We start from the raw sequence: 23,092 nt of genomic DNA, 5'->3' as shown, positions 1-23,092 counted from the left end.
GTGAAATCGGCTGTCCTCGATCCATCCCATCGACCGAGGACAAGATGAGCTTCTACCGCGACCTCAGCGACAAGCCGGCGCTCCAGGCCTGGAACACGGCGCCCCACGCCCCTTACGAGCACCTGACGGTGACGCCCCTGGCGCCGACCATCGGCGCCCGCGTCACCGGCCTCGACCTGGGCGCGCCCCTGTCCGAGCCGGCGCTCGCGGAATTGCGGCGCGCGGTCCACGAGCATCTGGTGCTCGCCCTGCCCGGCCGGGGCCTGACGCCCGACGACCACAAGCGCCTGGGCCGCTACTTCGGCCATCTCCACAGCCATCTCCTGGGCGCCAGCCGGGTGATCGCCGGCGGGACCTACGACCCGGAAGTCCTGTCGTGGCGCACCGGGGCGGAATCCCGCTTCACCGCCGGCGATGCCTGGCACGCCGATGTTTCCTGCGACGAACATCCGATCCTGGTCTCGGCGCTCAGGGTGACGAAACTGCCGGCGGTCGGCGGCGGCGATACTGCCTTCGCCAATATGTATCTGGCCTATGACACGCTGTCGGACCGGCTGAAGGCCCTGCTGGCCGGGCTGACCGCGATCCACGACGGCGGCCATGCCTGGACCCACGGCTATGGCTCCGCCCCCCAGGCGGGGCATGATTTCCCGGTCGCCGAACATCCGGTAGTGGCCCGCCACCCCTATACCGGGCGGCCCTATCTCTATGTCAATCCCGCCTTCACCACCCATATCGTGCAATTGCCCCGGCCGGAAAGCGATGCCCTGCTCGGCTTCCTGGCCCGCCATGTCGAACGCAGCCTGGCACTTCAGGTGCGGGTGCATTGGGAGCCGGACATGGTCCTGCTGTGGGATAATTGGGCCGCCCAGCATCACGCGGTCTGGGACTATTTCCCCTTCGAGCGCTGGGGCGAGCGGGTCTCGGCCGTGCCGGACTTCCGCCCGCTGGCGGCGTGATCGTTCCTGGCGATCACGCCATGGCGCGCATTTCTTCCCGGCGGCACACTCGCCGCCGGAGGAGAACCGCCATGTCCGACCCGACCACCGACAAAGCCATCGCCATTCCCGTGCTCGCCTCGCTGAACATCGCGGAGACGGCGGCCTTCTACCGCGACCATCTCGGCTTTGCCGGGGAAGCCTTCGGCGACTATCTGATCGTCCGCCGCGAAGCCATGGAGATCCATTTCTGGCTGGCGGACGACCGCCGCTATCCCGAGCACACGTCCTGCTACATCCGGGGCGGGCAGGTCGTCGCCCTTCATGCCGAATTCACGGCCAAGGGCGTGCCCGGGCTTTCGCCCTTCGAAGTCCGGCCCTGGAACATGAAGGAATTCTACATCCACGACCCGCACGGCAACCTGCTGCGCTTCGGCTGCGCACCGCAGGAAATCTGAGCGTCAGCGCGAGCGGAAGCGGGGATCGACGGTCTCCAGCCAGGCCCGCAACTCGCGGGCCGCGGGCGACTGGTTCTCCTGCTGCCAGTCGCCTTCCTCGGTGATCAGCACCGGCCGCCCCGCCGCGGTATAGCAGGTGACGGTGAAGGCGCCCCGGTCCCGCGCCACCGAGCGCCGGGGGCCGTAGGGGCCGCCCGCCGCCGCCTGCACCAGCGCCAGTTTCTCGGCGAGCACGGCGGGATCGACCGCGCCGGCGGCCGGGCTTGCCATGATCGTCGCCAGGCGGGCGTCATCCTCGCCCATCAGCAGGGTGCGGGCGGCCTCGCCGGTGAAATCCTTGAGGTCATAGGGCCGGAGAACGCCGTCGCTGCCGAGCAGCGCCCCGCGATAGACCAGGCCCCAGGCGGCATTGCTGTAGTTGGCGACGCAAAGCGCGGCCGGCGCCGGCGCCGGTGCCGCCTGGGCCTGACCGGAAAACAGCAGGGCGAGAACGGCGGCGAGAACGCGAAACATGAAACCTCCGCAGGCATCGGCGACACTGACGGCATGGCGCCCACCATGGACCGCTTTCGAGTGCGCCGCGGTGACGGCGGTCACAGAACCGTCACCTCAGCCATTGAACACGATTGGGAAATAATTCCTTTCCCACGGTCCCGTTTATTCCGGTCCCGGAAATTCCTACCTTTTGGCCATGACGGTCGCCCGACAGGCGGCCCCGGCAAAAGGAGCAACGCCATGATCGAACTTCGTCCCTTCGCCTCGCTCGGCGGCGCCGACCACGGCTGGCTGAAGGCCAAGCATCATTTCTCCTTCGCGAATTACTACGATCGCGACCGCTCGGGCTGGGGCACGCTGCTGGTCTGGAACGACGATACGATCGCGCCGCAGACCGGCTTTTCCCCGCATTCCCATGCCAACATGGAAATCATCACCTATGTCCGCAAGGGCGCGATCACCCATCAGGACAACCTGGGCAACCGGGGCCGGACCGAGGCGGGCGACGTGCAGGTGATGTCGGCGGGCACCGGGATCACCCATGCGGAATACAACCTCGAAGAGGGCGACACCCAGATCTTCCAGATCTGGATCCACCCGAAGAGCCGGGGCAAGGCGCCGTCCTGGGGCGCCAAGCCATTCCCCCGGGGCGAACGCTCGGGCCGCTTCGTGACCCTGGCCAGCGGTTTCGAGGACGAGACCGAGGCCCTGCCGATCCGCACCGACGCCCGCGTGCTGGGGGCGACCCTGAAGGCGGGCGAGAGCACGGATTACGCCCTCGACCCCGCGCGGCACGCCTATCTGGTGCCGGCGGCGGGCAAGGTCCGGGTCAACGAGGTCGAGGTGAAGGCCCGCGACGGCGCCGCCATCACCGGCCTCGACCGGATCACGGTGACCGCCCTCGAGGATGCCGAAGTCGTCCTCGTGGACGCCGCCTGACCGGCACGCGACAATGGGCGCGGCGGCATTCGCCGCCGCGCCGCCTCTTTCTCCCTGAGGACAAGCTCATGACCCGCCTTCTCGGCCTTTCCGGCAGCCTGCGCCGGGCGTCCTTCAACACCGCCCTGCTGAACGCCATGACCGACCACCTGCCGGAGGGCGTGACCCTGGAGGTCGCGACCCTGCACGGCATCCCGCTTTACGACGGCGACCTCGAAGCGGCGGAAGGGATTCCCGATGCCGTCGCCGAACTGGCGCAGGCGATCGCCGCCGCGGACGGGCTGATCCTGTCGACGCCCGAATACAACAACGGCATGCCGGGCGTCCTGAAGAATGCCGTCGACTGGCTGTCGCGCGGCGGGGTCGCCGGCGGCAAGCTGTTCGCGGGCCGGAAACTGGCCATCGCCGGCGCCTCGCCCGGCGGCTTCGGCACCATCATGGCCCAGGCCCATTGGCTGCCGGTGCTGCGCACCCTCGGCATTCAGCTCTGGCCGGCCGGGCGCCTGCTGGTCTCCCAGGCGCATAAGGCGTTCGACGCCGAGGGCCGCCTGGCCGACGCCAATATCCGCGACCAGCTTGCGCCCTATCTCGCCGGCTTCGCCGCCTTCGTGCGCGGCCGTCCCTGACCGCTCAGTCCGCCGGCCGCAGCAAGCGTTCCACGGTCGGGACCAGTTCCGCGCGGTCGAAGATCGGCAGGGAACAGGTGGTGGCCGTGCAGACGAAGGCTGCCGGCCGGCCGAGGTCGGGCAGGGTGACCGCGACATTGGGCAGCGGCCCTTCCGCCGGGTCGAGCAACTCCGCCCGCTTGAACGGCATCGCCAGGGCGCGGGCACCGGCGAAAAGCGCGCGGGTGCCCGGGTCGGCGCGGGGCCCGCGCACCACGACATGCAGCGGTTCCGCCGCCATCTCCCGGTTCAGGGTCAGCAGGCCGGGCCAGAAGGAGGACAGGCCCGCCGCCTCCTGATGGGCAAGGAAGGCGAGCAGGCGGCGGGCCGCGTCGCGGAACACCGTCCTGCCGGTGGCGTGCCCCAGGCGGACCAGAAGGCGCGCCGCCGCCACATTGTCGTCGAGGTGAAAATAGGGGGCACCCACCGGCCCCGCCACCTCGATCATGACATCGGCATTGGCGAGACCGCCCGCCGGATCGGCGAAATGGCGCAGCAGGGCTTCCCCCGCCGCCTCCGCCGCCGCCAGCCAGCGCCGCTCGCCGGTCGCGGCGTATAGCGCCTCGAAGGCCTGGGCGGCCTGAAGCGTATCGGGCAGATAGGGACCGCCGGCATCCCGGGCGCCATGGGCGAAGGCGCCGTCGGCGCGGCGCCGGGCGGCGAGCAGCCAATCGCCGGCCCGGGCCGCCCGGTCGAGGGCCGCGGCATCGTCGAGGGCGGCGCCGAGCGCGGCAAGGCCGGCCGCGATCCGCCCGGTCTCGCCGGCATAGAGGTTGCGGTCGAGGCGGGGCTGCGGCATGGCCGCCCGCCCCGCGGCGTCGAGGCCGTAATAATCCTTGCCGGTGATGCCGCGCGCGGCATCGGGATCCGCGTCCTGGCTGGTGAAGAAGCCGCCGGACGGATCGGAAAGGGTGGTCATGACATAGCGGGCGATATCCCGCGCCGCCCCCTCCAGGGCCGCATCCCCGCTCCAGGCCGCGCCGAGGGCGAAAAGGCGCAGGGCATCCGCCTGCGCGGCGGCGATCTTTTCGTAATGCGGATCATCCCATGTCCGCACCGAATACTGGAAGATGCCGCCGGCGACCGGATCGACCAGCCGGAGGGCGCCGGCCAGCGTCTCGCGCAGCATGCGCCCGGCGATGGCGTCGCCCGCGACGGCCGGGCCGAGGACATGATCGAGCGCCTCGGCCTGAAGGAATTTATGCATCGTGCCCCAGCCGCCCACCCCGGCGTCATAGGCGAAGGCGAAGCGCCGCTCCATCGAGGCCGCGATCTCGGGCAGGAGTCCGGCGCCCGCCCCCGGCGCCAGGGCGCGGAAGGCGACGGCCGCCGCCAGGGGCTCGGGATTTTGCTTCAAGTCTTCGAGCGCACGGGCAAAGGGGTCGGGTTCGAGATAGCCGCGGTAGCGCCACAGTTCCCGTCCCTCGGCGTCGAAGGCGATGGTCGCCGGCCACCCCCAGTTCTCGTAGCGGCGCGAAAGATCGGGATGGCTGTCCTGGTCGACGCGGACGGCGATATAGTCGCGCCGCAGGATGGCGGTCACCGCCGGATCGGCGTAGGTCGTCGCCTCCATCACATGGCACCAGTGGCACCAGACCGCCTGAAGGTCGAGCAGGACGAGCTTCCCCTCCGCCCGGGCACGGGCGAAGACGGCGGGGCTCCACGCCTGCCAGTCGATGGCGCCGGCCGTCGTCGCCGCCGCCGCCCGGACGGGCAGGACGGCCTGGGGCATGGCGAGGCTGAGCAGCAGGGCGGCGGCGATGATGTGACGGCCAGGGCGCATGGGGTGATCCTCCTGCCGTATCGTTCGCCACGGCGGCGGCCCGGGTTTCGCCCTGCCCTCGATCGGTCAGGATGCGGGATGCGGGGCCAGTTCGCCCCGCCGGTCGAAGGGTGAGCCCGGCGGGGCGAAGACGCGGCCATCCCCAAGGGCAGGGGCGGGGATGGAAAAGGCATCGGGTACCGAAAACCGATGCCCGGCGGGATCGAGGGGCAATCGACCGTCACCTGTCCCTGATACGCAGGGCCGCGCGGCCCGGATCAGCCGGTCAGCCGAAAGCGGCGTCGGGCATCTCGGCGCAGGTCTGGTCCAGGCTTTGCAGCAGGGCCGCCTGGGGCCGGATCTTCGGCAATTCCCAGCGGAAGAAATAGCGGCAGGCCCGGCGCTTGCCGTCGAGGAAGGCCGCGGCATCGCCAGCGGCGGCGCCGATCCCCGCCTCGGCCGCGATCGCCATGCGCAGCCACAGCCAGGCGACCACGACATGGCCCATCAGTTCGAGGAAGACCGCGGAATTGGCCAGCGCCTCGTCCAGCCGGTTGCCGGCGGCGGCACGCCCGAGCACGGCCACGGTTTCCGAAACCAGGGCGATCGCACCGCCCAGCGCCCCCGCCTCCTCGCTCAGGGACGGCGGCGCGGCATTGATGGTGGCGAACATCTCTTCCGCCAGCAGGGCCAGCGCCTTGCCCTGGTCGCCCAGGATCTTCCGCCCCAGGAGGTCGAGGGACTGGATGCCGAAGGTGCCCTCGTGGATCGGGTTCAGCCGGTTGTCGCGGTAGAGCCGCTCGACCGGGTATTCCCTGGTATAGCCATAGCCGCCATGGACCTGGATCGCGAGGTCGTTGGCGGCAAGGCCGTATTGCGACGGCCACGACTTGATCACCGGGGTCAGCAGGTCGAGCAGCTGGAAGGCGCGGTCGCGCGCCGCCGGCGTCGCCGCCGTCTCGCTGTCGTCGACCAGGCGGGAGCCGAGCAGGCACAGCGCCAAAGCCCCCTCGACATAGGCCTTGGAGGCCAGCAGCATGCGCTTCACGTCGGCGTGTTCGACGATCGGCACCGGCGGCAGGCCGGGGTCCTTGGCCCGGGGCGGGCGGCCCTGGAGCCGGGTGCGGGCGTAATCGAGCGCGACCCGATAGCCGGCATAGCCGAGCACGGCGGCGCCCAGGCCGACACCCACCCGCGCCTCGTTCATCATGTGGAACATATAGCCGAGGCCCCGGTGCGCCTCGCCCACCAGATAGCCGGTGGCGCCCCCGCCCTCGCCGAAATTCAGCATGGTCGACGTGGTGCCGCGATAGCCCATCTTGTGGATCAGGCCGGCGAGACGGACATCGTTCCGCCGGCCGTCGCCGAGCAGCTTCGGCACGATGAACAGGGAAATGCCCTTCACCCCCGCCGGCGCGCCCTTGATCCGGGCCAGCACCAGATGGACGATATTCTCGGACAATCCGTGTTCCCCGGCCGAGATGAAGATTTTGTTCCCGGTAATGAGATAGGTTCCATCCGCCGCCGGCACCGCCGCCGTCTTCAGGTCGGCGAGGCCGGAGCCGGCCCCCGGCTCGGTCAGGGCCATGGTGCCGAAATAGCGCCCTTCCAGCATGGGGCCGAGGAATGCCGCCTTCTGCCCCTCGGTGCCGAACTTGGCGATGACGTTGGCCGCGGCCCGGGTCAGGAAGGGATAGCCGGCGGTCGAGATATTCGCCGCCGAGAAGAAGGCGGAAACCGCCAGCGACACGGTGTGCGGCAGCTGCATGCCGCCGAGGGCGTAATCCGCATGGGCGGCCATGAAGCCGGCGGCGCAATAGGCGTCCAGCGCCTGCTTCACCTCGGGGATTATGTGCACCGTCTCGCCGTCGAAGCTCGGCTCGTTGGCGTCGAGCTTGGCGGCATGGGGCAGGAAATGATCGGCGGCCAGTTTCTCCGCCGTGTCCAGCATGGCGGCGACGCTGCCGCGGTCGTGGTCGGCGAAGCGCGGCCGCGCGAACAGCCCGTCCAGGTCGAGGACCTCGTGCAGCAGGAAATCGATGTCGCGGCGGTCGATGGTGGTCATGGTTCTCTCCTCCACCCGACCTGCCTAGCCCGTTCCGAAAGCGCTGGAAAGGGGGCTCAGGCGGGCGCCTGCCAGCCCCCGCCCAGCACCCGGTAAAGGGTGACCACCGCCTGCAGGGCGGAGAGTTTCACCTGCGCCGCCGCGTCCTCGGCCGAATAGAGCGACTGCTGGGCGCTGAGCACCGCCAGCAGATCGGTCGAACCGGCGCGATATTGCACCTGGGCGAGTTCGAGGGCGCGGCGCGCCTGGGCCAGCACTTCGTCCTGCAACAGGCGCTGGCGGTTCAGGGCATCGACCGCGCCCAGCGCCACTTCCGCGTCGCGGAAGGCGGCGAGAATGGCGCCGCGATAGGCTTCGAGCAGTTCGACCTTGCGCGCCTCGGCCAGGTCCTGCTGCGCCGCCCGGCGGCCGCCGTCGAAAATCGCCTGGACCAGGGAGGCCCCGATCGAATAGGCGGCGTTGGAGAGGCTGAACACCCCGCCCAGCGCCCCGTCGGCCAGCGACATGCCGGCGGACAGCGAGACCTGGGGGAAGAAGGCGGCCCGGGCGGCATGGATGTCGGCATCCGCCCCGATCAGGCGGGTCTCCGCCGCCTTCAGGTCGGGCCGGCGCTGCAACAGGCTGGCCGGCAGGCCGGCCGCCACCCCCGGCACCTTCACCGGGTCGAGGCTCTGGCCCGCCACTTCGAAGCCGCCCGGCACCCGGCCGAGCAGCACGGCCAGCGCCGTCGCCTGTTCGCGCAATTGCTGTTCGAGCGGCGGGATCGACGCCCGCCGCTGGGCGACCACGGTGCGCTGCTGGGCGAGATCGAGATCGCTGGCCGCCCCCGCGCCCACCTTCACCTCGACCAGGCGAAGCACATCCTCGGCGATCGCGAGGTTGCGCCGGGCGACGTCGAGACGGTCGCGCAGCGACAGCACCTGGAGATAGGTGGTGGCGACGCCGGCGGTCACCGTCAGGGCCACCGTCTCCTGGTCGAAGCCGCTGGCATCCAGCGCGGCGGCGGAAGCCGCCCGGTCCGCCGCATTGGCGCCCCAGAAATCGACCTCATAGGACGCGGACAGGCCGGCCGAATAGCTGTCGCCCCATTGGTTGCCCCCCGCCGGCCGCCGGCCGTCGGCGCCGAGCGAGAGCGAGAGCGCGGGCCACAGGCTGGCGCCCGCGGCGCGCAGCTGCGCCTCCGCCTGGGCGACGCGGGCGACCGCCTGGCCGAGGTCGGTATTGTTCTGCCGCGCCTCCGCCACCAGGCGGTCCAGTTCGTCGCTGGCGAAGCCGCGCCACCAGTCGGCGGCGGGCCAGACGTCGCGGGCCCCGGCGGGGGCCGGCGCCGCCCAGCCGGCGGGGGCGGCGACGAGGGCGGGCACCGGCTGGGCCTTGAAGCCGCAGCCGGCAAGGCCGAGCGCCGCGGCCAGGGCAAGGGTCGGAACTGTTTTCATCGCTTTGACCGTCATTCGCTGGAAAGGGCGACCACCGGGTCCAGCCGGGCGGCCTTATGCGCGGGCGCGAACCCGAAGACGAGGCCGACCATCGCCGCGCAGCCGAAGGCCAGCATGATCACCCCGCCGGAGAATTGGATGGGCATGCCCACCGCCTGGATGATCAGGGCGACGCTGACGCCGCCGAGAACGCCGATCACCCCGCCGAGGCCGGAGACGACGATCGCCTCGGTCAGGAATTGCTGCATGATGTCCCTGGTCCTCGCCCCCGTCGCCATGCGGATGCCGATCTCCCGCGTCCGCTCGGTGACCGAGACCAGCATGATGTTCATCACCCCGATGCCGCCGACCAGCAGCGAGATCGCGGCGATCGAACCCAGCAGGATGGTCATGGTGTTCTGGGTCTCAGAAGCGGTCTCGACGATCGCCGCCATGTTGCGGATCTGGAAATCCTCCTGGCCGCGGTGGCGCTCGATCAGGAGGTCGGTGACCGCCACCTGGGTCTCGTCGATGCGGCCGACGTCGGCGACCGCGACCGTGATCGTGCGCAGGTTGCGGGCGCCGAACAGGCGCAGCATGCCGGTCTGCAAGGGCACGAAGGCGACGTCGTCCTGGTCCGTGCCCATGGGCGAGGCGCCCTTGGCCGCCATCACCCCGACCACCTGGAACGGCACATTGCCGATCAGGACGAATTGCCCCACCGGGTCGGAACCGTCGGGGAACAGATTGTTGGCCACGGTCCGGCCCAGCACGACCACCGTGGCATAGGAGCGGTTGTCCTCGTCGCTGAAGAAACTGCCGCCGGCGAGGGGCCAGTCGCGGGTTGCCGGCAGGTCGTTGGTGGTGCCGGTGACCGAGGTCTGATAGTCGCGGTTGCCGGCGCGCAGGGTCAGGCTGCTTTGCAGTTCCGGCAGGGCGTAGAGGACATTCTCGACCCCGGCGATGGCGACCGCATCGTCCGGCACCAGGGTCACCACCTGGCCGCCGACGCCGCGCTGGGCCGGCGCCCCCGGCCGCACCAGGAGAAGATTGGTGCCCATGGCGCTGATCCGCTCCAGCACCGATTGCTTCGCCCCCTCGCCCACCGCCAGCATGGCGACGACCGAGCCGACCCCGATGACGATGCCGAGCAGGGTCAGCACGGTGCGGAACAGGTTGGCGCGCAGCGAGCGCAGCGCCATCAGCATGGCTTCGCCCAGGCCGGCAAGCAGGCGGGCGGCACTGTCCGCCGGGCGCTCCAGGGTGAAGGCGGCGGGCGGGCGGACGGGGCGGCGGCGGCTGTCGTTCACGATCAGGCCGTCGCGGATTTCGATCACCCGGTCGGCATGAGCCGCCACCTCCGCATCATGGGTGATGATGATGACCGTATGGCCCTTTTCCGCGAGATCGGCCAGCAGGGCCATGACCTCGGCGCCGCTGCGGCTGTCGAGGGCGCCGGTCGGCTCGTCCGCCAGGATCACCTTGCCGCCGTTCATCAGGGCCCGGGCGATGGAGACGCGCTGCTGCTGGCCGCCGGACAATTGGTTGGGCCGGTGGCCCAGCCGCTCGCCGAGGCCGAGGGTGGTCAGCAGGTCGGCCGCCCGGTGCCGCCGCGCCGCCGGGGCGAGGCCGGCATAGACCGCCGGGACCTCGACATTGCCGGCCGCGGTCGCGGTCCCGATCAGGTTATAGCTCTGGAACACGAAGCCGAACGCCTCGCGCCGGGCCCAGGCCAGTTCGTCCCGGTCGAACTCCGAGACGTCGCGCCCGGCGAAGCGATAGCGCCCGGCGCTGGGCCGGTCCAGGCAGCCGAGGATATTCATCAAGGTCGATTTGCCCGACCCCGACTGGCCCATGATGGCGACGAATTCGCCCGCCTCGATGGCCAGGGAAATACCGTGCAGGACCTCGACCGAAACCTCGCCCCCGCCGGAGACATAGGTCTTGCGGATGTCCTCAAGCTCGATCAGCGGCGCGCCCATGGCTCAGCGCCCCGGGGTCGGGCCGAAGCCGCCCATGCCCGGCAGGCTGCCCGGCCGCTGCTGGCCGCCGGCCGGGGCGCGGGCGCCGGCCGTCCCCGCCCCGCGCTGGCCGACGACGACCGTATCGCCCGGCTGCAAGCCGTCCAGCACTTCGGCGGAGACGCGGTTGGCGACGCCGATCCGCACCCGCCGCTCCGCCGGCTGGCCGTCCGCACCCATGACCTGGACCAGATAGGGCCGCCCCGCCGGCCGCGCCGCGCCTTCGGGACCTTGAGGGCGTTGCGCCCCCTCGGGACTTTGAGGACGTTGCGCCCCTTCGGGACCTTGAGGGCGTTGCGCCCCTTCGGGGCGACGGGGCGGCGCCTTCAACGCGGCGACAGGCACGGTGATCGCATCCCGGGCCGAAGCGACGACGAAGAAGACCTGGGCGCTCATCTGGGTCATCAGCATGCCGTCCGCATTGTCGACATCGAACAGCGCATTGTAGAGGACGACATTGTTGACCACTTCCGGCGTCGGCAGGATCTGCTTCAGCTTGCCGGTCCAGCGCTTGGTGCCGCCGCCAAGGGTGGTGAAATAAGCCTCCATCCCGACCTTCAGGCGCGAGATATCGGCTTCCGAAACCTGGGTCTCCACCGTCATCACCGAAAGATCGGCGATCTGCAAAATGATCGGCGCCGACTGGTTGGCATTCAGGGTCTGGCCGCGCCGCGCCGTCAGCGAGGTCACGGTGCCGGTCATCGGGGCATAGATCTTGGTATAGCCGAGATTGGCCTGGTCGCCGCGCAGGGTCGATTCCGTTTGCAGGATCTGGGCCTTGATCTGGTCGATCGCGGCATCCGCCGATTTCGCCGCCGCCTCCGCCGATTGCAGGGCTTCCTCGGTCGTCGCGCGCTGGGCCCAGAGCGTGCGCTGGCGCTTCAATTGCTGGCCGGCCAGCACCGCCTGGGCCTCGCGGTCGGCCAATTGCGCCTTCAGGGCCAGGAGTTGGGCCTCGTCGGCGGCGACGCGGGACTGGTAGACCGTGGGGTCGATCTCGGCCAGCAGATCGCCTTGCTTCACCTGGTCGCCGACCTCGGCGTGGATCACCTTCAACTGGCCGGAGACCTGGGTGCCGACATCGACATAGTCGCGCGGTTGCAGGTTGCCGAGGGCGGACACCGTATCCTCGATATCGCCGCGGCCGACCGCCGCGGTGACATATTGGACCGCGGCCCCCTTGCTGGCATTGCCGAAATACCACCAGCCGCCGCCGCCGAGCACGAGCAGGACCACGAGCGCGAGGCCCCAGCGGCGGCGCGGGGCGCGGCGGGAACGGGGGGAGGGGCGGCTGTCGGTCATCGGCGGGCGGTCTCGGTCAACGCTGGTGGACAGGGGGCATGTGGACAGGGGTATAACGCAAAAGGGGCAGCATTCCTGCTGCCCCTTCTTCGATCTGCCGGTTTCGTGGCGATACTGAGGCGCCCCTATCGCTTCATGTTGAAGTCGATGGGGACGACGAACTCCATGGACTGGCCCTCGATGTCGTCGGGGAAGGGCGGGAAGGGATCGGCGCGCTCGATCGTGCGCAGCGCCGCCTCGTCCAGATCCCGGCGCCCGGTCTCGCGGTGGATCTCCACCATCTGGACATGGCCGCCGCGGTCGATCCGGAAGCGCACCGTCGGCTTGCCCTCGATGCCCCGGCGCCGCGCGCTGTCAGGATAGCGCTTGTGCTTCTCGATCCAGGCCGAGACCAGCGCCCGGTAATCCTGCCGCGCCCCGGGATTGCCGCCGCCCGAGACCGGCGCCGCAGCGGTCGCCGCCGACGGGGCCGGCCCCGGCGGGGCATTGCTCGGCGGGGCCGGCGCTGCGGCCGGGGCCGCCGCCGGCTCTTCCCGCGGCTTTTCCGGTTTCTTCGGCTTCTGCACTTCGCGCGGCGGCGGTTTCGGCTTCGGCGGCTTCGGCTTTTCCGGTTCGGGCGCCTTCGCCACCAGCACCGGCGTCTCCTCGATCGCTTCCACCGCTTCCGCCATCACCGGCAGCGGCGGCGGCGGTTCCGGCTCCACCGCTTCCTGGATCTCCGGCGGGGTTTCCACCGCTTCCACCGGCTTCACCTCCGTCGCCTCCACCGGCACCGCCGCCGCGGCCGGCAGCGCCGGCGGCAGCAGCAGTTCGATCGTCGGCGGCGCCGGCGCCATCGCGCCCGAGGTCTGGGCGTGGCCCAGATAGATCAGCCCGGCGATCGCCAGCGCGTGGCCGGCCACCGAGACACCGAGGAAGACGGGACGGTTGTTCTCGCTCATCGCCGTATCACTGCACCGGCGCGGTTTCCGCGATCATCGACAGTTTCGCGAAGCCCGAGGTCGACACCACGCCCATCACTTCCATCAGCCGGCCGAAGGAGATCGACTTGTCGCCCCGGACATAGACCACCCGGTCCGGCGTCGCCGCCGCCATCGCCTTCAGCCTGGCCAGCAGTTCGACGTCGGTGAAGCCTTCCTTGTCGATGAAGGCCTTGCCCGCCGCATCGATCGAGACGATCAGCGGCTCTTCCGGCTGTTGCAGCTTCGCCGCCGAGGTCTTCGGCAATTGCACCGGCACCCCCACCATCATCAGCGGCGCCGCGACCATGAAGATGATCAGCAGCACCAGCATGACGTCCACGAAGGGCGTCACATTGATGTCGGAGACCGGACGATAGAGGCTGCCTTCGTCGCCGCCGCCGGGACCCGGCAACATCGCACCTGCCATGGTGATACTCCGCCCGCCTTATTCCGCCGCGCGGCGCAATTCGCCCGCCGCCTCGACCAGCTTCTTGCGGCCGATCTGATTGGCCAGCCGGGCGATCGCGGTCGACAGGCGGGCACCGATCCGGCCCAGCTGGGTCGAGAAGGCATTGTACCACATGACGGCGGGAATGGCGGCGACCAGGCCGATCGCGGTCGCGAACAGGGCTTCCGCGATACCGGGCGCGACCACCGCCAGGCTGGTGTCCTGGCTGTTGGCGATGGCGGTGAAACTGTTCAGGATGCCCCAGACCGTGCCGAACAGGCCGATGAACGGCCCGGCCGACCCCACGGTCGCCAGGAACGGCAGGCCGCGCTCGATCTCGCGCAGGTTCTCGGTCACGGTCAGGCGCATCGCCTGTTCGGCGCGGTCGCGGCGCTCGCCGACCTCCTCGGCCGCCAGTTCGCGCCATTCGGTGGCGCCGGCCTCGACCGCAAGGCGCGGCAGGCCCGTGATCCCCTCGGCGACCGCAAGCCCCTTGCGCGCCGCGACCCCGGCTTCCAGCGCCGCCACGTCGCGCTTCAGGCGGCGCAGGCGCAGGCTCTTCTCCAGGGCGATCGCCCAGGTCACCACCGAGGCGAGGACCAGCAGGATCATCACCGACTTGACGACGATATCCGCCTGCATGAACAGGCCCGCCACCGTCAGCTCATGCGCCTGCGCCGTCAGGTTGTCCGTCAGCGCACCCGCGCCCGGCACCGGCGGCAGGTCGGTCACCCCCGGCACGGGCAGAAGGTCGGTCGCGCCCGGCACGGGCATATCCGTGGCCGCGGGAACGGCCGGAACCGCCGCCGCATCCGGAACGGGGGTGGCAGCCGGCGCGGCTGGCGCTTGGGTCGTCGGTTCCATCGGTTTACTCCGGCGCGGATCCGCGAGAACCCGTCGCCCCTCAGCACTTGAGAATGAATTGCAACAGCATCTCTATAGCGACCGTGCCGATCCTCCGCAACCGCGAAATCAGCAAAAACCCCGCCGCCGGGGGCAATCCCGCCAGCGGCCGTCTGCAACATCATAAATTACAATCGCCGGTGCTCAGGCCCCGGCGCAATAGGCCCGCCAGCCGCCGAGCTGGGTGATTTCGGGGGCACCCTGCACGGCATGGGCTTCGCACAGGAAGCCGGAAACCGCGCTGCCATCGTCGAGCAGGAGCTTGCCGATGCAAAGCGGGCCCGGAATGGCTGAGACAAATTGTCCGAAGGCGGCGACCGGCAGGGACCAGACCTCGACCTCCAGCCCCGGCCCCTCGAAGCCCGGCTGATGGATCAGGCCCGGCTTCGGCGGCACCGTGCCCGGCAGGGCGAAGAGCCGGTAATCGCGCGTGGTGCGGCAGCGCTTCACCAGGGTGCCGCCCGGCTGGGTCAACTGGTGGTTCAGCGGCATGCCCGAGAGATGGGCGCCGACCACCGCCACCTCGACACTGTCGACCTTGGGCCCCGTCGGGGCCGGCGCCGCGGCGAGATCGGCCGCGCGCTCGATCCCCAGCCCCTCGCCCAGGGCCTTGTGCAGACGGTCGCCCCAGACGGCGAGGGCCGCATCCGAAAAGGCGGGCCCGATCAGGGTGACGCCCCAGGGCAGGCCGTCGGGCCGGAAGCCCGCCGGCACGGCGATCCCGGCGAAGTCGAGCAGGTTGACGAAATTGGTGTAGCGGCCGAGCTTGGCATTGAGGCCGATCGGATCGGCCAGCATTTCGGCCACGGTGGGGAACAGCGGCGTGGTCGGCAAAAGCAGGATGTCGACGGCGGCGAAGATCGCCTTGGCCTTCTGGCGATAGGCTTCAAGCTCGTAGTGCCCGCGGAAGGCGGCGACGGCGGAAACGCCGACGGCGCCCTCGACGATCTTCCGCACCGTCGGGTCCATGCGGTCGGCATGGGCGGCGTGGAAATCCTCGACCGCCGCCAGCCGTTCCGCCACCCAGGGGCCGTTATAAAGAAGATTGGCCGCCTCGCGCAGCGGCGCATAGTCGATCTCGACAATCGAACAGCCGAAGCCCGCCAGGGCCGCGATCGCCCGCTCGTACAGGGCTTCATTGGCCGTATCGCCGTGGAATTCCCGCTCCGCCCCCACGGGCACGCCGACGCGCAGCCCCGCCGTGGGCAGCAGGACATCCGGCGCCGCGCGGGAATAGGCATCGGCCGCATCGGGCGCGGCGGCGATCCGGCGGACCAAGTCGGCCTCGCCCGCCGTCGCCGCGAAGACGGAAATACAATCGAGGCTGCGGCAGGCCGGCACCAGGCCGGCGGTGGACAGCATGCCCTTGGTCGGCTTCACGCCGACGAGATTGTTGAAAGCCGCCGGCACCCGCCCCGAGCCCGCCGTATCGGTGCCGAGCGAGAAGGCGACGAGCCCCGCCCCGACCGCCACCGCCGAGCCCGAGCTGGACCCGCCCGAGATATGATCGGCGCTGAACACCGAGCGCGGCGCGCCATAGGGCGAGCGGGTGCCGTTCAGCCCGGTGGCGAACTGGTCGAGGTTGGTCTTGCCGACCGGGATGGCGCCGGCCGCGCGCAGGCGGGCGACCACGGTCGAATCCGCCGCCGGGCGATAGGCGAAGGCGGGGCAGGCCGCCGTCGTCTCCAGCCCCGCGCAATCGATATTGTCCTTCACCGCGAAGGGAATGCCCCACAGCGGCCGATCGTCCGAAGGCCCGCCCGCCGCCATCAGCGCGCGCGCCGCCGCCCGCAGTTCGTCCGCCGGAAAGCGGCTGATCCAGACGGCGGGGTCGGGCCAGCTTTCCAGCCGCTCGATCACCACGTCGACCACGTCGAGCGGGGTCAAGGTGCCCAGGCGATAGGCCCGGTGCAGGAAATCGATGGTCAACACGCGGGGCAGGCCCATGCTCATATTCCTCCCTCGATCAGGGCCACGATCTGCCCGGCCTGGACCGTGCGGCCCGGCTGGCAGCGCAGGCCGGCGACGCGGCCGGCCACGGGGCTCCTGATTTCCATTTCCATTTTCATCGACTCGACGATCACCACGACATCCCCGGCAGCCACCGTCTGGCCTTCGTGGACGACGATTTTCCAGACATTGCCGGTCACCTGCGCTTCGACCGGGCTCTGGCCCGGCGGGACCTCGACCGCGGCCGCGGTCGGGCCGTCGTCGACCGCGAAAGTATCGAGGCCCCTCGCCTTCCAATCCTGCCGCTCGGCCTCGAAGGCCGCCTGCTGGCGGGCCTTGGCGGCATGGATCCCGGCCGCATTGTTGGCCAGGAAACGGGCGTGCGCGGCATAGGAGAAGGCCGTTTCCTCGATCCGCACCGGATAGCGGCCGTGGGGGAACGCCTCGCGCGCCTCGGCCAGTTCCCGTTCCGAGACCGGGAAGAAGCGGATCTGGTCGAAGAAGCGCAGCAGCCAGGGCGTGCCCGGCCGGAACACCGGCGTGCTTCGCCAGGCATTCCACATCTGCACGGTCCGCCCGAAGAGCTGGTAGCCGCCCGGCCCCTCCATGCCATAGATGCACATATAGGCGCCGCCGATGCCGACCGCGTTTTCCGGCGTCCAGGTGCGGGCCGGGTTGTATTTGGTCGTCACCAGCCGGTGGCGGGGATCGACCGGGCTGGCCACCGGCGCGCCCAGGTAGACATCGCCCAGGCCATAGACGAGGTAGGCGGCATCGAAGATCGTCTTGCGGACCGTGTCCTCGCTGTCGAGGCCGTTAATCCGGCGGATGAATTCGATGTTGTCCGGGCACCAGGGCGCATTCGGCCGCACCAGTTCCTGGTATTTCTGTGCCGCCAATTGGATCGAAGGATCGTTCCACGACAGCGGCAGGTGGACGATCCGGCTCGGCACCGTCACATCCTCCGCCGCCGGCAGGCCGCCCTCGATGGCGCGCAGCAGATCGACCAGATAGGCCGTCTTCAGCACCCGGCTGTCGTAATGGATCTGGAGCGAGCGGATGCCCGGCGTCAGGTCGATGATTGCCGGCAGCCGGGCCGCCCGCACCGCCTCGGCCAGCAGATGCACGCGCAGGCGCAGGGCAAGGTCGAGGACCATGGGGCCATATTCGACCAGCAGGTAATCGTCGCCCGCCCGGCGATAGACCACCGGCACCGGCCCGTCGTCGCGCCGGCCGAGGATCGGGCTCGGCAGGTCGGCGGCGGTGACCACGGCCGGGACCGCCACCGCCGGCACGAAGCGGAGCGTATCGCCCGGCTTCAACTGCCCGGCCTTCCAGAGGTCGTCGCGCGTGATCACCACCGGGCAGACGAAACCGCCGAGGCTGGGCCCGTCCGGCCCCAGGATGATCGGCATGTCGCCGGTGAAATCGACGGCGCCGATCGCATAGGCATTGTCATGCAGGTTCGAGGGGTGGAGGCCGGCCTCGCCGCCGTCGCTGCGCGCCCAGCGCGGCTGCGGCCCGATCAGGCGGACGCCGGTGCGGGCACTGTTGAAATGAACCTCGTAGGTTTCGTTGAACAGGTCCGCGATGTCGGCGGGCTGGAAGAAGTCCGGCGCGCCATGGGGGCCGTAATGGACCCGGATGCGCCATTCCCGCGTGATCTCGGGGATTTCAGCCGCCGTCGCCGGGCGCGGCTCGCCGGCGCTCGCGGCACCGATGTGAAGCGTATCGCCCGCCTTGAGCACGCCCGTGCCCTGGCCGCCGAACTGGCCAAGACTGAAACAGGCCCGTGAAGCCAGGAACAGCGGCCCGTCGATCCCGCCCCGGACGGCGAGATAGGTCCGCTGGCCGGCGCCGGCAATCCGGCCGAGGCTCAGGGTCTGCCCGGCCTCGACCGTTACCGGCGCGAAGAAATCGATCGCCTGCCCGTCCAGCGCCGCCGGCAGGCGGGCCCCGGCCAGCGCGATCACGGCGGCGCGGTGGAATTTCAGGGTCGGCCCGGTCAGGGTGATTTCGAGGCCGGCCGTGCCCTCGTCATTGCCGGCGATCCGGTTGGCGAGGCGGAACGAGCGATCGTCGAACGGCCCTGACGGCGGCACGCCGACATCCCAGAAGCCGAGGCGCCCCGGCCAGTCCTGGACGCTGGTTTGGGCCCCGCCGGCGATCACCTCGATGGTCGGGCTGTCATAGGCGAAGCTGCCCAGCGCCGCGGTCGAGACCTTGCCCGAGCGCAGCAGGCCGGAGCCGGCGATGGCGCGGAGATAGGCGAGATTGGTCTCGATGCCCCAGACGCGCGCCTCCGCCAGGGCTGCGCGCAGCCGGTCGATGGCGCTGTCACGGTCGTCCGCCGTCACGATCACCTTGGCCAGCATGGGATCGTAGAAGGGCGTGACCTCGGTGCCGGTCTCGACCCAGGTATCGATCCGCGCGTCCCTGGGGAAATGGACATCGGTCAGGCGGCCGGTCTGCGGGCGGAAATTGGCCTGCGGATTCTCGGCATAGAGCCGGACCTCGATCGCCGCCCCCTTGGAGACCAGGGCCTCCTGCGGCGGCAGGACGAGATCGCCCGCCGCCTGCCGGATCATCCATTCGACCAGATCGACACCGAAGACCGATTCGGTTACAGGGTGTTCGACCTGAAGCCGGGTGTTGACTTCGAGGAAATAGAAATCCTCGCGCGCGACGTCATAGATGAATTCGACCGTGCCGGCGCTTTCGTAAGCGACCGCCTCGCCCAGCGCGACCGCCGCCCGGTGCAGGCGGCGGCGGGTGTCGTCGGACAGGCCGGGGGCCGGGGTTTCCTCGACCACCTTCTGGTTCCGGCGCTGGAGCGAGCAGTCGCGCTCGCCCAGCGCCACCACCCGGCCCTTGCCGTCGCCGAAGATCTGCACCTCGACATGGCGCGCGGTCGAGACGAAACGCTCGATATAGACGCGGGCATCGCCGAAGGACGAGGTCGCCATGCGTTGCACGGCCTCGAAACGCTCGCGCAGTTCGTCGGCGTCGTGGCACAGCGACATGCCGATGCCGCCGCCGCCCGCCGTGCTTTTCAGCATCACCGGGTAGCCGATGGCCTCGGCCCCGGCCACCGCCTCGTCGGCCGACAGGAGGATGCCGGTCCCCGGCAGCAGCGGCACGCCCGATGCCTCGGCAAGCGCGCGGGCCGTGTGCTTCAGGCCGAAGTCGCGCAGGTGTTCGGGGCGCGGCCCGATGAAGCGGATGCCCTTCGCCGCCAGTGCCTCGGCGAAGCCGGCGTTTTCCGACAGGAAGCCGTAACCGGGGTGGACCGCCTCGGCGCCGGTGGCCAGGCACGCCTCGACGATGGCCTCGGCGCGGAGATAGCTTTCCTTGGCCGGCGCCGGGCCGAGGCAGACGGCCTCGTCCGCCGCCAGCACGGGGGCGGTGAAGCGGTCCGCCTCGGAATGCACGGCGACCGTGGCGATGCCGAGCGAGCGGGCGGTCTTGATGACCCGGGCGGCGATCTCGCCCCGGTTCGCGATCAGGATCTTCTTGAACATGGGAAGGCTCAGGCCGCCTCCCCGTCCCAGATCAGCACGCGGACGGGCGTCGGATCGAAGCCGTTGCAGGGATTGTTCACCTGGGGGCAGTTGGAAATGACCGCCAGCACATCCATCTCCGCCACCATGTCGACATGGGCGCCGGGCGCGGAAATACCGTCGACGATGGCGAGCCGGCCGTCAGGATCGATCGGCACATTCATGAAGAAATTGATGTTGGGCACCACGTCGCGCTTGGTCATGCCCCATTTGGTCACTTCGACCACGAAATTCTCGCGGCAGGCGTGCATGTAACGGGTATGGTGGCCGAAGCGCACCGTGTTCGCCTCGCAGGAACAGGCGCCGGCGGAGGTATCGTGGCGGCCGCAGCTGTCGGCGACCACCGTCAGCATGACGTTGCCCTCGTTCGAGAGCAGCCGCGTGCCCGTGGTGACATAGGCCGAGCCCTGCGCCAGCAGCGTATCCTGGGCGCTGTAACGCTCGGAGAAATCGCCGGCACGGTAGAACAGCGTATCGACCGCCTGGCAGCCTTCGACATCGACGATGCGGAAGATCTGGCCGCGCTTGATGACATGGGACCAGGGCCGGGTCGCGGCGATGGTGAAATCATGGACGGCCTTGGCCGGGTCCAGGTTTTCGGTCGGGGTGCAGATGAAGGTCATGTCTCGGCCCTCCCGGCTCAGCGGCCGGCGAACAGGGGATCGGTATTCTCGAAGCCGCGCACGGCTTCGGCGGTGGCGGTGCGGCAGATGTCGTCGCCCGCGGGCGACGGTCCCTGCCAGATCACCGCTTCGATCGCCTGGGGGGCATAGGCGCCCGGGCTGAAGGGATGGGGACAATTGGAAATGGCGACGAGCAAGTCCATCTCGGCGCGCAATTCGACGAAGTCACCGGCCGCCAGCACGTCGTCACGCCAGCCGAAGCTACCGTCTTCCTTGACGTAGACGGGGGAAAAGAAGCTGATCACCGGGGCAAGGTCGCGCTTGCCGAGGCCGAACTTCGAGGCGGCGAGGCGCATGTTCTCCTGCGTGTTGCGCAAGGCGGCATCGCCGTAACGCCGCAGGTTCGAGGCGGGCGTCGAGCCGCCGACCACGGAATCATGGGCGCCCACCGTATCCTCGACCACCGAGGCGAGCACGCGGCCCATGTCGGAGAAGAGCACGCGGCCGCGCGGCAGCGCCGCCGTCCATTGCAGCTTCATGGTATCGGCCGAATTATAGCGTTCGCTGGTATCGGCGGCATTCCACAAAAAGACGGCAACGCCGGGCGTTGCCTGGGTGTTGACCAGGCGCAGGCGCTCGCCCCGGGCAAGGCGCGCGGTCCAATACCAGCCGCCGGGAATTTCCTCGCGCTGGCGGACCAGGTTGCTGGTCAGGGGGGCGCCGTCCCTGGCGGTCAGGGGCGGCAGGGCCTTGGGGGCCAGATCGTCGCCCGCGGCCTTCAGTTCCAGGTAACGCTGGCGCAAGGCTTCGATGCGGGCGGCCTTGTCGGTGGTGGTCATGGCTCGGTTGCTCCTCAAGCCTGGAGCGCCAGGTCGTCCTGGCCGAGCCCCGGGGCTTGGGCCGGGTCGTCCCGGCCGGGGGCGGTGGAAAAGGGTGCCGTCGAAACAAGAACGGGCGGCATGCGGTGCGGGCTGTCCTGGCCGGCGATGCGGCGCGGCCAGACCTCGATGTCTTCCTTGATCACGGCGCCATAGCGGTCGCCGTCGACCGGATCGACCCGCGGCCGCTCGAAGGCCAGCACCCGGGTCGCGAGGCCGAAGGCTTCCGACAGGTCGTGGGTGACCATGACCACGGTCAGGTTTTCCTCGTTCCACAGGCGGCGCATCAAGGCATGGATATCGCCGCGGATACCGGGATCGAGGGCGCCGAAGGGTTCGTCCAGCAGCAGCACCCGGGGCTTCCGGATCAGGGTCTGGGCCAGGGCCAGGCGCTGCTGCATGCCGCCGGACAATTGCGCCGGATATTTCTTCTCGTGTTCCGCAAGGCCGACGCAATCGAGCATGTCGCGCGCGGCCTGGATCGCCTTCTGCCGCTTGCCGCCGAACAGGCGGGCGAGCACGCCGCCGCCCTCGAATTCGAGCGAGAGCAGGACATTGCCGAGCACGGTCAGATGCGGGAACACCGAATAGCGCTGGAACACCACGCCGCGCTCGGCGGTGGGTTCGCCCGCGATCGGCGTGCCGTCGATCAGGATCTCGCCCCGAGTCGGCCGTTCCTCGGACAGCAACATGCGCAGGAAGGTGGTCTTGCCGCAGCCGGACGGGCCGACCAAGGCGATGAAGGAACGCGGCGCGATCTCGAGGTTGATGCGTTCCAGCACCACGCGCTCGTCATATTCCTTCCAGAGGTTGCGGACGGTGATCGCACTCATCAGGCAGCCCTCGCGCTGGCAAACCAGGGGAACAGACGGTCCTGGGACTTGCGCAAGCCCACATCCATCAGGAAGGCGAGCAGGGTGATCCAGGCGACATAGGGCAGGATCACATCCATGGCCAGATAGCGCCGGACCAGGAAGACACGATAGCCGAGCCCGGATTCGGAGGCGATCGCCTCCGCCGCGATCAGGAACAGCCAGGCCGGCCCGAGGTTGAGGCGGATACTGTCGATGAGACGCGGCAGGATCTGCGGCAGCACCACGCGCTGCACGATGCCGAAGGTGCTGGCACCCAGGGTCTGCGCCTTGATCAATTGCTGGCGCGGCAATTCCTCGGTCCGGAGCGCGAGGTCGCGGATCATCACCGGGGCCAGGCCGATGACGATCAGCGCAATCTTGGAGGTTTCGCCAAGCCCCAGCATGATGAACAGGATCGGCAGGATCGCCAGCGGCGGCACCATGGAGACGACGGCGATGAAGCCGCCGAACAGCGCCCTGACATGGGGCAGCAGCCCGATGGCGATGCCGGCGCCGAGGCTGATCAGCGTCGCGATGGCCAGCGCCGCGCCGAGCCGCGCCAGACTGGCCGCCGTATCCAGCCACCACAGGATGTCGCCCGTCCGCGTATCGGCGGTGAAGGCCATGCGGTCGATGGCGTCGGCGAAGGACGACAGCGCCGGCAACAGCTTGTCCGCCGGATTTTCGGCCAGCCGCAGCGCCGAGCCGATCAGATAGGCGATGACGACGACGGCGAACGGCAGGGCGCCCAGCAGAAGCCGCGAGCCCGGCCGCAGTTCACGATTGATCGCGCGCATCCGTGCCCCCGTCAGTTACAGACGGCGCGGCGGCGGCGGCGGACGGCATCGAGGGAA

19 protein-coding genes are annotated in these 23,092 nt (G+C 69.8%); 4 read left to right on the top strand and 15 right to left on the bottom strand.

Annotated features, from left to right (window positions below; translation table 11 throughout):
- Window positions 1-44 precede the first annotated feature (44 nt).
- Entirely contained in the window at window positions 45-959 is a 915-nt protein-coding gene (locus tag DKG75_RS07790) for a TauD/TfdA dioxygenase family protein (protein ID WP_109920520.1), read from the top strand.
- A gap of 71 nt (window positions 960-1,030) precedes the next feature.
- Window positions 1,031-1,396 (top strand): bleomycin resistance protein, encoded by a 366-nt coding sequence (locus DKG75_RS07785; protein WP_109920519.1) that lies wholly within the window; start codon window positions 1,031-1,033, stop codon window positions 1,394-1,396.
- Between the two features lie 3 nt (window positions 1,397-1,399).
- Here DKG75_RS07785 and DKG75_RS07780 read toward each other — a convergent pair whose 3' ends face one another.
- Window positions 1,400-1,909, bottom strand: a complete 510-nt coding sequence (locus tag DKG75_RS07780; protein ID WP_109920518.1) for a hypothetical protein — start codon at window positions 1,907-1,909, stop codon at window positions 1,400-1,402.
- A 222-nt stretch (window positions 1,910-2,131) separates the two neighbouring features.
- On the opposite strand from DKG75_RS07780, the gene DKG75_RS07775 reads away from it, so the two are divergent.
- The gene (locus DKG75_RS07775) at window positions 2,132-2,830 is read left to right on the top strand and encodes a pirin family protein (protein WP_109920517.1); all 699 of its coding nucleotides are present in this window, start codon (window positions 2,132-2,134) and stop codon (window positions 2,828-2,830) included.
- A 68-nt stretch (window positions 2,831-2,898) separates the two neighbouring features.
- The gene (locus DKG75_RS07770) at window positions 2,899-3,456 is read left to right on the top strand and encodes an NADPH-dependent FMN reductase (RefSeq protein ID WP_109920516.1); all 558 of its coding nucleotides are present in this window, start codon (window positions 2,899-2,901) and stop codon (window positions 3,454-3,456) included.
- A gap of 4 nt (window positions 3,457-3,460) precedes the next feature.
- Here the strand turns inward: DKG75_RS07770 and DKG75_RS07765 are convergent, their stop codons facing one another.
- From DKG75_RS07765 to DKG75_RS07700, 14 genes are all read right to left on the bottom strand, one after another.
- Window positions 3,461-5,278 (bottom strand): DUF255 domain-containing protein, encoded by a 1,818-nt coding sequence (locus tag DKG75_RS07765; protein ID WP_109920515.1) that lies wholly within the window; start codon window positions 5,276-5,278, stop codon window positions 3,461-3,463.
- Window positions 5,279-5,543: 265 nt separating this feature from the next.
- Window positions 5,544-7,322: an acyl-CoA dehydrogenase gene (locus DKG75_RS07760; RefSeq protein WP_109920514.1), complete on the bottom strand. Its 1,779-nt coding sequence runs from the start codon at window positions 7,320-7,322 to the stop codon at window positions 5,544-5,546.
- A 56-nt stretch (window positions 7,323-7,378) separates the two neighbouring features.
- Complete coding sequence (locus DKG75_RS07755) at window positions 7,379-8,758, bottom strand: efflux transporter outer membrane subunit (RefSeq protein ID WP_166646458.1); 1,380 nt, start codon at window positions 8,756-8,758, stop codon at window positions 7,379-7,381.
- A gap of 11 nt (window positions 8,759-8,769) precedes the next feature.
- Window positions 8,770-10,719 (bottom strand): MacB family efflux pump subunit, encoded by a 1,950-nt coding sequence (locus DKG75_RS07750; protein ID WP_109920512.1) that lies wholly within the window; start codon window positions 10,717-10,719, stop codon window positions 8,770-8,772.
- 3 nt (window positions 10,720-10,722) lie between these two features.
- Window positions 10,723-12,060 (bottom strand): efflux RND transporter periplasmic adaptor subunit, encoded by a 1,338-nt coding sequence (locus DKG75_RS07745; RefSeq protein WP_109920511.1) that lies wholly within the window; start codon window positions 12,058-12,060, stop codon window positions 10,723-10,725.
- Window positions 12,061-12,185: 125 nt separating this feature from the next.
- Complete coding sequence (locus DKG75_RS07740) at window positions 12,186-13,001, bottom strand: energy transducer TonB (RefSeq protein WP_109920510.1); 816 nt, start codon at window positions 12,999-13,001, stop codon at window positions 12,186-12,188.
- A 7-nt stretch (window positions 13,002-13,008) separates the two neighbouring features.
- Window positions 13,009-13,449 (bottom strand): ExbD/TolR family protein, encoded by a 441-nt coding sequence (locus DKG75_RS07735; protein ID WP_109920509.1) that lies wholly within the window; start codon window positions 13,447-13,449, stop codon window positions 13,009-13,011.
- An 18-nt stretch (window positions 13,450-13,467) separates the two neighbouring features.
- Window positions 13,468-14,238 (bottom strand): MotA/TolQ/ExbB proton channel family protein, encoded by a 771-nt coding sequence (locus DKG75_RS07730; RefSeq protein ID WP_243746514.1) that lies wholly within the window; start codon window positions 14,236-14,238, stop codon window positions 13,468-13,470.
- A gap of 279 nt (window positions 14,239-14,517) precedes the next feature.
- Complete coding sequence (atzF, locus tag DKG75_RS07725) at window positions 14,518-16,320, bottom strand: allophanate hydrolase (protein ID WP_109920508.1); 1,803 nt, start codon at window positions 16,318-16,320, stop codon at window positions 14,518-14,520.
- Between the two features lie 2 nt (window positions 16,321-16,322).
- A complete protein-coding gene (locus DKG75_RS07720) occupies window positions 16,323-19,844 on the bottom strand; it encodes an urea carboxylase (protein WP_109920507.1) in 3,522 nt (1,173 codons plus the stop codon).
- Between the two features lie 8 nt (window positions 19,845-19,852).
- Complete coding sequence (locus DKG75_RS07715) at window positions 19,853-20,506, bottom strand: urea amidolyase associated protein UAAP2 (protein ID WP_109920506.1); 654 nt, start codon at window positions 20,504-20,506, stop codon at window positions 19,853-19,855.
- A 17-nt stretch (window positions 20,507-20,523) separates the two neighbouring features.
- Window positions 20,524-21,345 (bottom strand): urea amidolyase associated protein UAAP1, encoded by an 822-nt coding sequence (locus DKG75_RS07710; protein ID WP_109920505.1) that lies wholly within the window; start codon window positions 21,343-21,345, stop codon window positions 20,524-20,526.
- Between the two features lie 14 nt (window positions 21,346-21,359).
- Entirely contained in the window at window positions 21,360-22,217 is an 858-nt protein-coding gene (locus DKG75_RS07705; RefSeq protein ID WP_109920504.1) for an ABC transporter ATP-binding protein, read from the bottom strand.
- Entirely contained in the window at window positions 22,217-23,035 is an 819-nt protein-coding gene (locus DKG75_RS07700) for an ABC transporter permease (RefSeq protein WP_109920503.1), read from the bottom strand. The genes DKG75_RS07705 and DKG75_RS07700 overlap by 1 nt, the downstream gene beginning before the upstream one ends.
- Window positions 23,036-23,092: the final 57 nt, after the last annotated feature.

Origin of the sequence: Zavarzinia compransoris, assembly GCF_003173055.1 — a bacterium.
Taxonomy (GTDB): domain Bacteria; phylum Pseudomonadota; class Alphaproteobacteria; order Zavarziniales; family Zavarziniaceae; genus Zavarzinia; species Zavarzinia compransoris.
Note: the sequence above shows the minus strand (reverse complement) of the source record. Positions and strands in the feature narration are given on the sequence as shown.

Coding starts and splice junctions, on each gene's coding strand:
- DKG75_RS07790 (WP_109920520.1), top strand. CDS start 45: ATGAGCTTCTACCGCGACCTCAGCGACAAGCCGGCGCTCCAGGCCTGG.
- DKG75_RS07765 (WP_109920515.1), bottom strand. CDS start 5,278: ATGCGCCCTGGCCGTCACATCATCGCCGCCGCCCTGCTGCTCAGCCTC.
- DKG75_RS07700 (WP_109920503.1), bottom strand. CDS start 23,035: ATGCGCGCGATCAATCGTGAACTGCGGCCGGGCTCGCGGCTTCTGCTG.
- DKG75_RS07780 (WP_109920518.1), bottom strand. CDS start 1,909: ATGTTTCGCGTTCTCGCCGCCGTTCTCGCCCTGCTGTTTTCCGGTCAG.
- DKG75_RS07755 (WP_166646458.1), bottom strand. CDS start 8,758: ATGAAAACAGTTCCGACCCTTGCCCTGGCCGCGGCGCTCGGCCTTGCC.
- DKG75_RS07750 (WP_109920512.1), bottom strand. CDS start 10,719: ATGGGCGCGCCGCTGATCGAGCTTGAGGACATCCGCAAGACCTATGTC.
- DKG75_RS07785 (WP_109920519.1), top strand. CDS start 1,031: ATGTCCGACCCGACCACCGACAAAGCCATCGCCATTCCCGTGCTCGCC.
- DKG75_RS07715 (WP_109920506.1), bottom strand. CDS start 20,506: ATGACCTTCATCTGCACCCCGACCGAAAACCTGGACCCGGCCAAGGCC.
- DKG75_RS07745 (WP_109920511.1), bottom strand. CDS start 12,060: ATGACCGACAGCCGCCCCTCCCCCCGTTCCCGCCGCGCCCCGCGCCGC.
- DKG75_RS07740 (WP_109920510.1), bottom strand. CDS start 13,001: ATGAGCGAGAACAACCGTCCCGTCTTCCTCGGTGTCTCGGTGGCCGGC.
- DKG75_RS07735 (WP_109920509.1), bottom strand. CDS start 13,449: ATGGCAGGTGCGATGTTGCCGGGTCCCGGCGGCGGCGACGAAGGCAGC.
- DKG75_RS07760 (WP_109920514.1), bottom strand. CDS start 7,322: ATGACCACCATCGACCGCCGCGACATCGATTTCCTGCTGCACGAGGTC.
- DKG75_RS07720 (WP_109920507.1), bottom strand. CDS start 19,844: ATGTTCAAGAAGATCCTGATCGCGAACCGGGGCGAGATCGCCGCCCGG.
- DKG75_RS07705 (WP_109920504.1), bottom strand. CDS start 22,217: ATGAGTGCGATCACCGTCCGCAACCTCTGGAAGGAATATGACGAGCGC.
- atzF (WP_109920508.1), bottom strand. CDS start 16,320: ATGGGCCTGCCCCGCGTGTTGACCATCGATTTCCTGCACCGGGCCTAT.
- DKG75_RS07710 (WP_109920505.1), bottom strand. CDS start 21,345: ATGACCACCACCGACAAGGCCGCCCGCATCGAAGCCTTGCGCCAGCGT.
- DKG75_RS07775 (WP_109920517.1), top strand. CDS start 2,132: ATGATCGAACTTCGTCCCTTCGCCTCGCTCGGCGGCGCCGACCACGGC.
- DKG75_RS07770 (WP_109920516.1), top strand. CDS start 2,899: ATGACCCGCCTTCTCGGCCTTTCCGGCAGCCTGCGCCGGGCGTCCTTC.